At 65.7% G+C, this 12,253-nt stretch carries 9 protein-coding genes; all 9 read left to right on the top strand.

Features of this window, described 5'->3' with window-relative positions:
* Positions 1–53: 53 nt before the first annotated feature.
* Complete coding sequence (locus tag G557_RS0100510; RefSeq protein WP_051223961.1) at positions 54–305, top strand: DUF6704 family protein; 252 nt, start codon at positions 54–56, stop codon at positions 303–305.
* A 5-nt stretch (positions 306–310) separates the two neighbouring features.
* On the top strand, positions 311–1,099 hold the full coding sequence (gene trpC / locus G557_RS0100505) for an indole-3-glycerol phosphate synthase TrpC (RefSeq protein ID WP_028244541.1): 789 nt from the start codon (positions 311–313) through the stop codon (positions 1,097–1,099).
* A gap of 5 nt (positions 1,100–1,104) precedes the next feature.
* A complete protein-coding gene (trpB, locus tag G557_RS0100500) occupies positions 1,105–2,337 on the top strand; it encodes a tryptophan synthase subunit beta (protein WP_028244540.1) in 1,233 nt (410 codons plus the stop codon).
* Entirely contained in the window at positions 2,334–3,122 is a 789-nt protein-coding gene (gene trpA / locus G557_RS10665; RefSeq protein ID WP_051223959.1) for a tryptophan synthase subunit alpha, read from the top strand. The genes trpB and trpA overlap by 4 nt, the downstream gene beginning before the upstream one ends.
* Before the next feature lie 9 nt (positions 3,123–3,131).
* Complete coding sequence (lgt, locus tag G557_RS10660) at positions 3,132–4,061, top strand: prolipoprotein diacylglyceryl transferase (RefSeq protein ID WP_084626868.1); 930 nt, start codon at positions 3,132–3,134, stop codon at positions 4,059–4,061.
* Positions 4,062–4,250: 189 nt separating this feature from the next.
* A complete protein-coding gene (gene gltB, locus G557_RS0100485) occupies positions 4,251–8,822 on the top strand; it encodes a glutamate synthase large subunit (protein WP_028244539.1) in 4,572 nt (1,523 codons plus the stop codon).
* Positions 8,815–10,287: a glutamate synthase subunit beta gene (locus tag G557_RS0100480; protein WP_028244538.1), complete on the top strand. Its 1,473-nt coding sequence runs from the start codon at positions 8,815–8,817 to the stop codon at positions 10,285–10,287. The genes gltB and G557_RS0100480 overlap by 8 nt, the downstream gene beginning before the upstream one ends.
* Positions 10,288–10,388: 101 nt before the next feature.
* Entirely contained in the window at positions 10,389–11,891 is a 1,503-nt protein-coding gene (gene pyk / locus G557_RS10655; protein WP_051223957.1) for a pyruvate kinase, read from the top strand.
* Between the two features lie 52 nt (positions 11,892–11,943).
* Positions 11,944–12,234, top strand: coding sequence for a hypothetical protein (locus G557_RS13860; protein WP_156877034.1), 291 nt, complete (start codon positions 11,944–11,946; stop codon positions 12,232–12,234).
* Positions 12,235–12,253: the final 19 nt, after the last annotated feature.

Here is a 12,253-nt window from a genome sequence, read left to right as displayed (position 1 = left end):
CGGGCTCGACCCGCTAGACTGGTGTGCGTACATCTGAAAGTGCAAGGAGTCCCATGAGCAGCGAGATCACTCAGATCAGCGACGAGATCATCAACCCCGGTCACGGCACCTCGCCGGCGGCTTGGGTCGCCAACATCACAGTGCTGATCGCCTTCGTTGTGGGCGCGTTGTTCTTTGAGAGCGGCAACGGCACGGGCATCCTCATCGCCACGGTGATCGCTGCAGTCGGCGTGATCGTCGGCATCGTGCTCGCCAAGCTCGGCTATGGCGTGCGCGGCCCCAAGTACCACGCCAAAGGCCACTGATGTCGATTCTGGCCAGCCTCTATGAGGCTGCCCTGAACGACGCCCACGAGCGAGAGCAGCAGACCGACCTAGCGACCGTGCGTCGCCAGGCGGCTGCTGCTTCTCCCGCTCTCGATGCCCTGCAGGCGCTCGCACCGCGCACCAACGTGCATGTGATCGCCGAGGTCAAGCGCGCCAGCCCCTCTCGCGGGGCGTTGGCCGACATTCCCGACCCGGCGCATCTGGCCGCCATTTACGAGCGCAACGGCGCATCGGTCATCTCGGTGCTCACCGAACGCACCCGCTTTCACGGGTCGCTCGACGACCTGCGTGCGGTGCGTGCGCGCGTCGACATTCCGGTGCTGCGCAAAGACTTCATCGCCACCGAATACCAGGTGTACGAGGCGCGAGCCGCAGGCGCCGACCTCATTCTGCTGATCGTGGCCGGGCTCGACTTCGAGCAGCTGGTCGCTCTGCGAGAACTGGCCGAGTCACTCGGCATGAACGCGCTGGTCGAGACCCACGACGGCGACGAGCTGACAACAGCCATTCGCTCGGGCGCCCGCATCATCGGGGTCAACGCCCGCGATCTCACCACCTTCGCCGAAGACCCGTCGCGTTTCGCGTCGCTGGTCGACGACATTCCGGCTGGCGTCGTGCGCGTCGCCGAGTCAGCCGTGCACGATGTCGACGACGTGCGCGCGTACAGCAACGCGGGCGCCGATGCCGTGCTGATCGGGCAGGCGCTCGTCACCGGCGATCCAGCCGCTCAACTCGCAGAATTCGTCGCCGTCTCACCACAAGGAGAGCACTGACCCTTATGACCGAACCCACGCCAGCCGAACTGCGCAGCGCCACCGGGCCCTACTTCGGGGCATACGGCGGGCGCTTCGTGCCCGAACCGCTGATCAGCGCCCTCGACGAACTCGAGCAGGCGTGGCGCCAGGCTCAGGCAGATCCGGCCTTCGCCGCAGAGATCGACCGACTGGCCCGTGACTACACCGGTCGGCCGTCACTGCTGACCAAGGCGCCACGGCTGAGCGAGGTCGCCGGCGGTGCCGAGATCTGGCTCAAGCGCGAAGATCTCAACCACACCGGCGCACACAAGATCAACAACGTGCTCGGGCAGGCGCTGCTGGCCAAGCGGCTGGGCAAGACCCGCCTGATCGCCGAGACCGGTGCCGGCCAGCACGGTGTGGCCACCGCCACCGCCGCGGCGCTGTTCGGCTTCGAATGCCAGATCTACATGGGCGAGGTCGATATCGAGCGCCAGGCGCTCAACGTCGCCCGCATGGAGCTGCTCGGTGCCCAGGTGATTCCGGCCAAGACCGGGTCGCGCACCTTGAAAGACGCCATCAACGAGGGGCTGCGCGATTGGGTCGCGAATCTCGACACGACCCACTACCTCATGGGCACCGTCGCCGGGCCGCATCCTTTCCCCGAAATCGTGCGCGATCTGCAGAAGGTCATCGGCGAAGAGGCGCGAGCACAGATTCTCGAGAAGGCCGGGCGCCTGCCCGACGAGGTCATCGCCTGCGTGGGCGGCGGCTCCAACGCCATGGGCATCTTCCACGCCTTCCTCGACGACGCCGACGTGCAGCTGCTCGGCATCGAGGCCGCCGGTGACGGCATCGACACGCCGCACCATGCCGCAACCATCGAACGTGGCCGCCCCGGTGCGCTGCACGGCGCCTACAGCTACCTGCTGCAAGACGACGACGGCCAGACCATCGAGAGCCACTCGATCTCAGCCGGCCTCGACTACCCGGGTGTGGGCCCCGAGCACTCGTGGCTGGCCGACATCGGCCGAGCCCGCTACGAGGGCGTCACCGACACCGACGCCATGACCGCCTTCCGTGAGCTGGCGCGCACTGAGGGCATCATTCCGGCCATCGAGTCGGCTCACGCAGTCGCCGGCGCCATTCGCGAAGGCCGACGCCTCGGCCCCGATGCGCTGCTGCTGGTGTCGCTGTCGGGCCGTGGCGACAAAGACATGGAGACGGCCGCGCGCTACTTCGGCTATCTCGACAAGCACGACGGAGGCCAGGCATGAGCATCGATCCACTGCTTCGCACCCGCGCAGCCGGTCTCGGCGGCGAGCACGGTTCGCTGATCGGCTATCTGCCGGTCGGGTTCCCCGACTTTGACACCTCGGTGGATGCCGTGGTCGCGTTGGCCGAAAACGGCGTCGACGTGATCGAGCTGGGCGTGCCCTACTCTGACCCGGTGATGGACGGCCCCGTGATTCAGGCGGCCACCGTGCAGGCTCTGGAGAATGGGTTCCGCGTCGCTGATGTGTTTCGGGCGATCGAACGTATTCGCGAGCGGGTCGACGTACCGGTGCTGGTAATGAGCTACTGGAACCTGGTGCTGCAACACGGTGTCGACGCCTATGCCCGCGATCTCGCGCAGGCCGGCGGCGACGGCCTCATCACTCCCGACCTGGTGCCCGACGAGGCTGCCGCTTGGATCACTGCCAGCGAAACGCACGATCTCGACCGAGTGTTCTTGGCTGCGCCATCGTCAAGTGACGAGCGTCTGCGCCTGATCACCGACTCTTCGCGCGGGTTCGTCTACGTGGTCTCGACCATGGGCGTCACCGGCACGCGCACCGAGGTCGACTCGCGCGCCGCCGAGCTGACTGCACGTCTGCGCGCCGTCACCGATCAGCCGCTGGCGGTCGGCCTCGGCATCTCGCGGCCCGATCAGGTCGCCGATGTGCTCACCACCGCAGACGCCGCCATCGTGGGCTCCGCGTTTGTGCGTGCGCTCGGTGACGGGGGAGTGCGCGGCGTTGCCGAACGTGCTTCTCAGCTCGCGCAAGGCAAAAGAGACTAGGATCATCACGTGAATCTCGCGACGTTCCCCAGCCCCGACATCAGTTCGTTCTCGATCGGGTCGGTGACCATCCACTTCTACGGGCTGATCATCGCGGTCGGCATCATCCTCGCGGCGGCCCTGACCGGCGTGCGACTGCAGCGCCGTGGCGCTGACGGCTGGCTGGTGCTCGATGTGGCTCTGTGGGCCGTGCCGCTGGGCATTTTGGGCGGGCGTCTCTATCACGTGTTCACCCACCCGGGCGACTACTTCTACGCCGGGGCCAATCCGCTGGCCATCCTGTATGTCTGGGAGGGTGGCCTGGCCATCTTCGGCGCAATCGTGCTCGGTGCCTTCGGCGCGTGGGTTGGCTCGCACCTGAGCGGGCTGCGCTTCGGCGCGCTGCTCGACGCCGCCGCACCCGGCGTGCTGCTCGCGCAGGCCCTCGGCCGGTGGGGCAACTACTTCAACAACGAGCTGTTCGGCCAGCCCACCGATCTGCCGTGGGGCATCAAGATCCCGACCACCAACTCGGCGTTCCCTGTCGGTCTGCCCGCTGACACGCTCTTCCACCCGGCGTTCCTCTACGAGTCACTGTGGGATCTACTGGGCGTGTTCGTACTCATCTGGGCCGGCCACAAACTGCGCCTGCAGTGGGGGCGTCTGTTCGGGCTCTACCTGGTGTGGTACGGCATCGGGCGATTCTTCATCGAAGCGATTCGCCTTGACCCGAGCCTGGTGTTCCTGGGCTCGCGCGTGAACCAGCTCACCGCAGTGATCATCGTGGCGGTGGGCATCTTGGTGATCGCCATTCGCGGCCGTCAGCATCCCGGCGCCGAGCCCAATGTGTACCGGGCCGATTTTCTCGAACTGCACCCCGAGGTCGTCGACGCACAGACCGAGCGTCTGGCTCGCCAGCGGCCGGCCACGGTCGAGCCCTCAACTGCCGAACAGCAGTAGTGCAGGGGGCTGTCGGCCAGCACTCAGGCCGGTGTAACATTCCCGAAACAAAACTCCCGTAGAGTCACAGCTCCCAGATTATGTGACGGAATGCACACACGACAGGATTGAGCCACCCGAGACGCCCCCACTCTCGCCGCTGCACTTCACCTTCGTTGACGCCGCCACATGCGTGCCGAAGGAGTTCACATGCAGCACACCTCCGAATTGCAAAGGTTCAGTGATCTACCCAACGATCACGGCATGTACAACCGTGCGGCCGAGAAAGACGCCTGCGGTCTGGCCATGGTGGCCACACTGCGCGGCTCTGCCGGCCACGACATCGTCGACCATGCGCTCAACGCCCTGCGCCACCTCGAACACCGCGGCGCTGTCGGCTCCGACGCCGGCACTGGTGACGGCGCAGGCATCCTGACGCAGATTCCCCATCGCTTCTTCAGCGAGGTCGTCGACTTCGATCTGCCCGAGGCAGGGCAGTACGCAGCGGGCATGGTCTATCTGCCCACCCATGAGACCGAGCGCACCCGTGCCCGGCGTGACATCGACCTGATCGCCCGAGAAGAGGGTCTGACCGTACTGGGCTGGCGCGAAGTGCCCACCGACCCGTCGACCATCGGTCAGCAGGCCCTGGCCACGATGCCCGCCTTCGAGCAGATCTTCGTCGCCAAGCTCGGCGTCGGAGGGCCCACCGCGTCGGGCCTCGACCTCGACCGCGTGGTCTACCGGCTGCGTCGCCGGGCGAGCCTCGCTACCTCGGTATACATTCCCTCGCTGTCAAGCCGCACCATCGTCTACAAGGGCATGGTCACCACGCTGCAGCTCGAACCGTTCTTTCCTGATCTGTCTGACCCGCGCTTCGAGACCGAACTGGCCCTCGTGCACTCGCGCTACTCGACGAACACCTTCCCGTCTTGGCCGCTGGCCCAGCCGTTCCGCATGATCGCGCACAACGGCGAGATCAACACCGTGCAGGGCAACCGCAACTGGATGCGCGCACGCCAGTCGCAGATCTCGAGCCCGCTGCTCGGCGATCTGAAGCCGCTGACCCCGCTCGTGTCGGGTGGCGCCAGTGACTCGGCCTCCTTCGACGAGACTCTCGAGCTGCTGCATCTGGGCGGTCGCTCACTGCCGCACGCAGTGCTGATGATGGTTCCCGAAGCCTGGGAGCACAACACCGAGATGGACGACGAACTCAAGGCCTTCTACGCGTACCACGCCACCGTGATCGAACCTTGGGACGGCCCGGCCGCCATCTCGTTCACCGACGGCACCCTGGTTGGCGCCACCCTCGACCGCAACGGTCTGCGCCCGGGGCGCTACGTGATCACCCGCGACGGCCTGGTCGTCGTCGGCAGCGAGACCGGCGTCATCGACGTCGAGCCCGACAACGTGCTGCGTCGCGGCCGTCTGCAGCCGGGCCGCATGTTCTTGGTCGACACCGCGGGCGGGCGCATTGTGCCAGACGAAGAGATCAAACGTTCACTTGCTGAGAGCAAGCCGTGGCGCAACTGGCTCGACGACGTGCAGGTGCGATTGAGCGATCTGCCCGAGCGCGAGCACATTCGGCACACGCCCGGGTCGGTGCTGCGCCGTCAGCGCACCTTCGGCTACACCGAAGAAGACCTCAAACTGCAGATCGGCCCGATGGCTCGCACCGGCGCAGAGCCTCTCGGTGCGATGGGCACCGACACCCCGATTGCCGCGCTGAGCGAAAAGCCGCGCCTGCTGTTCGACTACTTCACGCAGTCGTTCGCCCAGGTGACCAACCCGCCGCTCGACTCCATTCGCGAGCAGATGGTCACCGCACTGTCGGTGGGCATCGGCCCCGAGCAGAACCTGCTGAGCCTCGAGCCTGAAAACATTCGCCAGGTCGAGATCGACTTCCCGGTGATCAACAACGATCAGCTGGCCAAGATTCAGCATCTGGATCGCCACACCGGCTTCACGAAGACGGTCACCCTGCGCTCCACCTACCCGGTACACGACGGGGCGATCGGTCTGCGTCGACGCCTCGACGAGTTGTGCGACGAAGCGCTGGCCGCCGTTGAGCAGGGAGCACAGTTCATCGTGCTCAGTGATCGCGATTCCACCGCTGACCAGGCGCCCATCCCTTCGCTGCTTGCCGTTGGTGCCGTCAACCACTACCTGGTGCGTCACGAGTGCCGTCTGCGGGTCGGTCTGATCGCCGAGGCCGGCGATGTGCGCGAGGTGCATCACGTGGCCACGCTGCTCGGCTACGGCGCCAGCGCGGTCAACCCCTACCTGGCCATGGAGAGCGCCGAGCAGCTGGTGCGCTCCGGCTTCGTCACCGGCGTCTCTGCCGAAGACGCGGTCAAGAACCTCATCAAGGCGCTCGGTAAGGGCGTGCTCAAGATCATGTCGAAGATGGGCATCTCGACGGTCGCCTCGTACATCGGCGCACAGACCTTCGAGGCCGTTGGCCTCTCGCAAGAGGTCATCGACGAGTTCTTCACCGGCACCGTGTCGAAGCTCGGCGGCATCGGCCTGGTCGAGATCGAGCACGACACGAGCCTGCGTCATGCTCTGGCCTACCCGCTCGAGCCGGCGGCCACGGTGCACGAGCACCTGCCCTCTGGCGGCGAGTTCAAGTGGCGGCGTGACGGAGCCGAGCACCTGTTCAACCCCGACACGATCTTCCGCCTGCAGCACTCGACGCGCACTCGCCGCTACGACATCTTCAAGGAGTACACCGAGCTGGTCGACAACCAGGCCGAGTCGCTCAAGACCATTCGCGGTCTGCTGAAGTTCCATGTCGAGCCGGGGCAGAGCATTCCCATCGACGAGGTCGAGCCGATTGAGTCGATTCTCAAGCGCTTCTCGACCGGTGCGATGAGCTACGGCTCGATCTCTCGTGAGGCACACGAGACGCTGGCGATCGCCATGAACCGCATCGGTGCGAAGTCGAACACCGGTGAGGGAGGCGAAGACCTCGATCGCCTGCTCGACCCCGAGCGGCGCAGCGCCATCAAGCAGGTGGCCTCGGGGCGTTTCGGCGTCACCAGCATGTATCTCACGCATGCCGACGACATTCAGATCAAACTCGCTCAGGGCGCCAAACCCGGCGAGGGTGGTCAGCTGCCACCGCAGAAGATGTACCCGTGGGTGGCACGCACGCGTCACAGCACCGCCGGTGTTGGGCTGATCTCGCCGCCGCCGCACCACGACATCTACTCGATTGAAGATCTCAAGCAGCTGATCTTCGATCTGAAGCGGGCGAATCCGACTGCGCGCATCCATGTGAAGCTGGTCAGCCAAAACGGCATCGGCGCAGTTGCCGCCGGTGTGGCCAAGGCCAAAGCCGACGTCATTCTCATCTCGGGTCACGACGGAGGCACGGGTGCCAGCCCGCTGAACTCGCTGAAGCACGCCGGCACTCCGTGGGAGATCGGCTTGGCCGAGGCACAGCAGACGCTGCAGCTCAACGGGCTGCGCGACCGGGTGGTGGTGCAGGCTGACGGTCAGCTGAAGACTGGTCGTGACGTGGTGATCGCCGCGCTGCTGGGCGCCGAGGAGTTCGGCTTCGCGACCGCGCCATTGGTGGTCGAGGGCTGCATCATGATGCGCGTGTGCCATCTCGACACCTGCCCGGTGGGCGTGGCCACGCAGAACCCCGAGCTGCGCGAGCGCTTCAGCGGCAAGGCCGAGCATGTGGTGACGTTCTTCCAGTTCATTGCCCAGCAGGTGCGCGAATACATGGCCGAACTCGGCGTGCGCACCATCGACGAGCTGGTGGGGCGCACTGATCTGCTCGACGTCACTCCGGCGCTGTCGCACTACAAGGCCCGCGGCCTCGATCTCACGCCGATTCTCGAGGGTGCCGATGTGCCGGCGGATGCTCCGCGTCGTCACTTGGTGGCCCAAGATCACGAGCTCTCTGAGCACTTCGACAACCAGCTGATCGCGCTGGCTTCGGCTGCGCTCGATCACGGCGAGCCGAGCCATATCGACCTGCCGATTCGCAATACCGAGCGTGCCGTCGGCACGATGCTCGGCTACTACGTGACCAAGGCGCACGGTGCTGAGGGGCTGCCCGACGGCACCATCGACGTCACGCTGCACGGCTCAGCCGGGCAGTCGCTGGGCGCATTCATGCCGCGCGGCATCACGCTGCGGCTCGAGGGCGACAGCAACGACTACGTGGGCAAGGGGCTGTCTGGCGGCCAGGTTGTGCTCTACCCGCCGAAGAGCTCCACCTTCGTGGCCGAAGACAACGTGATCGCCGGCAACGTCATCGGCTACGGGGCCACCAGCGGCACCATGTTCATCCGCGGCCTCGTGGGCGAGCGGTTCTTGGTGCGCAACTCGGGTGCCACCGCGGTCGTCGAGGGAGTGGGCGACCACGCCCTCGAATACATGACCGGCGGCCTCGCAGTGATCTTGGGGCCGACCGGCCGCAACATCGGCGCAGGCATGTCGGGCGGTGTGGCATTCGTGCACGACCTCGACCGCCAGCGCCTGAACGTCGAGGCAGTTGCCGCCGGCGAGATCGAGTTGGTCGAACTCGATGCCGACGACCGGGCCACCCTGCGCGAGCTGCTTGAGCGGCATCGCGTCGAGACCGGGTCAGCTGTCGCCGACCGACTGCTTGCCGACTTCGACGAGTCGGTCACACACTTCACCAAGCTCCTGCCGGCCAACTACGCACGTGTGCTGCGCACGCGGGCCGACGCCCTCGAAGCCGGGCTCGATCCCGATGGCTCCGAGGTCTGGCACAAGATTCTGGAGGTCACTCATGGCTGATCCACGCGGTTTTCTCAACATTCGGCAGCGCGAGCTGCCCAAGCGTCGCCCGGTCGATGTGCGCATCCAAGATTTCAAAGAGATCTACGAGCGTCAAGACCCGGCACAGCTGCAGCGGCAGGCGTCGCGCTGCATGGACTGCGGTGTGCCGTTCTGTCACAGTGGATGCCCACTGGGCAACTTGATTCCCGAGTGGAACGATCTGACTTGGCAGCAGCATCCCCAAGATGCCATTGACCGGCTGCACGAGACCAACAACTTTCCGGAGTTCACCGGGCGGTTGTGCCCGGCTCCGTGCGAGTCGGCCTGTGTGCTGGGCATCAATCAGCCTGCGGTGACGATCAAGCAGATCGAGGTCTCGATCATCAACCAGGCCTACGATCGTGGCTGGGTGCAGCCGCACCCGCCGGAGCGTCTGACTGGCAAGGCTGTGGCCGTGATCGGCTCCGGGCCGGCTGGCCTCGCCGCCGCTCAGCAACTGACCCGCGCCGGTCACACGGTGGTGGTGTATGAGCGCGATGACCGTATTGGCGGCCTGCTGCGTTACGGCATTCCCGACTTCAAGCTCGAGAAGAAGACCCTCGATGCGCGCCTGAACCAGATGATGGCCGAGGGCACCCGCTTCCGCGCTGGTGTCAATGTCGGCACCGACGTCACCTGGCAGCAGCTGCGCGAGCGCTTTGACGCCGTTGTAGTGGCAACCGGGTCTACCGTGCCGCGCGATCTGTCGATTCCTGGCCGTGACGCTTCGGGCATCCACTATGCAATGGAGTATCTGGTCGAGGCCAACCGGCAGGTCGCCGGCGAGCGCCTGGCCGACCCGATCGATGCCGCCGGCCGCCACGTGGTGGTCATCGGCGGTGGCGACACTGGCTCAGACTGCATCGGCACCGCGGTGCGTCAGGGAGCAGCATCGGTGACCAACCTGGCCATTGGCCGCCAGCCCGGTATCAGCCGGTCGGCGTCGCAGCCCTGGCCGACCATGCCGCAGCTCTACGAAGTGTCGACCTCGCACGAAGAGGCCGATGCGCATTCGGGCGAGCGCAAGTGGCTGGCTTCGACCGTCGAGTTCGTCAAAGACGACCAGGGGCACGTGCGCGCGCTGAAGGTTGCTGAGACCGAATACCTGCCTGACGGCTCACGTGGGCCCAAAGACGGCACTGAGGTCGAGATTCCGGCTGATCTGGTGTTTATCGCGATGGGATTCACCGGGCCGGAGGCCAACGGGGCCGACGACCAGCTGGGGCTCGGGTTCACCGGCAAGGGTGCGTTTGAGCGTGAGGCCGACTACTCGACCGCAGCCGACGGAGTGTTCGTGGCCGGTGATGCCGGGCGCGGGCAGTCACTGATTGTGTGGGCGATCGCCGAAGGCCGTGCCGCGGCTGCCAAGGTCGACGCCTACCTTGAGGGGCAGACCGTGCTGCCTGCGCCGGTGCACGCGACCGACCGGGCGCTGCGGGTCTGACGACCTGGGCATCCATTCTGTACCTGTCGCGTCAAGCGGCACTGGCTAGACTGTGAGGGTCAACGCGCTCGTCGCGCACCCGGCACAGAGAGGGCAGGCATATGCGTCGCAGGGCCAAGATCATCGCCACGCTGGGGCCAGCCACAGACTCCGCTGAGACCATCGAACGGCTGATTCGAGCCGGGCTCGATGTGGCGCGTGTGAACATGAGTCACGGCGACCATGCCCAGCATGCTCGCTATATCGCGACGGTGCGTGAGACGGCTGCGCGACTGCACAAACCGGTGGGCATCATGGCCGATCTGCAGGGGCCGAAGATCAGACTCGCCACGTTCGCCTCCGGGCCGCAGCAGCTGGCTGCGGGCGACCAGTTCGCCATCACCACCGACCAGGTGCCCGGTGACCGTGCACTGGTCGGTACCACGTTCGTCGGGCTGCCGGCCAACGTGCATGTGGGCGATCGTCTGCTGATCGACGATGGCAATGTGGTGCTCGAGGCCACTGGGGTCAGCGACACCACCGTGACCACACGCGTGCTCGTCGGTGGCTGGGTCTCCGATCACAAGGGCATCAACCTCCCCGGCGTCGCCGTCGACGTGCCGGCACTGAGTGCACGCGACGAGGCCGATCTACACTGGGCGCTTGAACAGCAGGTCGATCTGATTGCGCTGTCGTTTGTGCGCAGCGCCGACGATGTGACCCGAGTGCGGCAGATTCAGGCCGAGCACGGCATGCGCATTCCCGTGGTGGCCAAGATCGAGAAGCCGCAGGCCGTCGACCACCTTGAAGAGATCACCGAGGCCTTTGACATGATCATGGTCGCCCGTGGCGACTTGGGGGTCGAGCTGCCACTGGAACAGGTGCCGGTGGTGCAAAAGCGCGCGATCGAATTGGCCCGCGCCTGCGCCAGGCCCGTGATCGTGGCCACACAGATGCTCGAGTCGATGATCACCAATGCTCGACCCACCCGAGCCGAGGCCTCTGACTGCGCCAATGCGGTGCTTGACGGCGCCGATGCGCTGATGCTCAGCGGTGAGACTTCGGTGGGTGCGCATCCGGTGGCCGCAGTCGACGTGATGGCGAGCATCATCGAGTCGACCGAGGTGCACGGTCTCGACCGCATCTCGCCGCTGGGCACCCGCCCGCACACCATGGCCGGAGCCATCACGCGCGCGGCAGTCGAGGTGGCGCACAACATCGACGCCCGCTACCTGTGCGTGTTCACCGCCAGCGGCAACAGTGCCCGGCGCATCGCGAGACTGCGCGACGGGCTGCCCATGCTCGTGTTCACCTACGACGAGTCGACACGTCGATCGATGACCCCGATCTGGGGCGTCGAGTCGGTGCTGGTGCCATTTCTGCAGACCACCGACGAGATCGTGCTGAGCGTCGACACCTACCTGCTTGAATCGCAGCGCGCCAAACCCGGCGATCGGGTCATCGTGGTGGCCGGCAGTCCGCCGGGGGTGCCCGGGTCGACCAACGATCTCCGAGTGCTCACCGTAGGCGAGGTTGTGGCCCAGACCCCGCCCGGCTACCGGCAGACCGCCTCGCAGCTGATGCGTGATGCGGTCGAGGAATCCCGTGAGACCATCATTCAGTGATGATGCCGCCGTTGCCCTGGTCATGCAGATGTGATGATGTCATCATTATGGCGTGAGCCTGATTCAAGTACGTAATGTGCCAGAAGATCTGCACCGCAGATTGAAGATCCGTGCTGCAGACGGCTGCCGAATCTACTCGGGCCGAGCGCGATGCGCGATGATTGTCCTAGACACCTCCGCAGCGATCGAGCTGCTGCTGGCACTGCCATTGGCCAGTGAAGTCCAGCGGTATCTTGAAGCACAGAATTGGAAGATCGCTGCACCGCAGCTGCTTTCGATCGAAATTCTGCAGGTTCTCTGTCGCAGAGTGCAAGCGGGGTACAACTCGATCGAGGAAGGCTGAGCAGGCAATCAGTATTTTC

Origin of the sequence: Pseudoclavibacter soli DSM 23366, from assembly GCF_000423505.1 — a bacterium.
GTDB classification, from domain to species: domain Bacteria; phylum Actinomycetota; class Actinomycetes; order Actinomycetales; family Microbacteriaceae; genus Pseudoclavibacter_A; species Pseudoclavibacter_A soli.
The sequence above is the reverse complement of the archived record's forward strand: the minus strand, read 5'-3'. Positions and strand labels throughout refer to the sequence as shown.

Coding starts and splice junctions, on each gene's coding strand:
- G557_RS0100510 (WP_051223961.1), top strand. CDS start 54: ATGAGCAGCGAGATCACTCAGATCAGCGACGAGATCATCAACCCCGGT.
- trpB (WP_028244540.1), top strand. CDS start 1,105: ATGACCGAACCCACGCCAGCCGAACTGCGCAGCGCCACCGGGCCCTAC.
- trpA (WP_051223959.1), top strand. CDS start 2,334: ATGAGCATCGATCCACTGCTTCGCACCCGCGCAGCCGGTCTCGGCGGC.
- gltB (WP_028244539.1), top strand. CDS start 4,251: ATGCAGCACACCTCCGAATTGCAAAGGTTCAGTGATCTACCCAACGAT.
- G557_RS0100480 (WP_028244538.1), top strand. CDS start 8,815: ATGGCTGATCCACGCGGTTTTCTCAACATTCGGCAGCGCGAGCTGCCC.
- pyk (WP_051223957.1), top strand. CDS start 10,389: ATGCGTCGCAGGGCCAAGATCATCGCCACGCTGGGGCCAGCCACAGAC.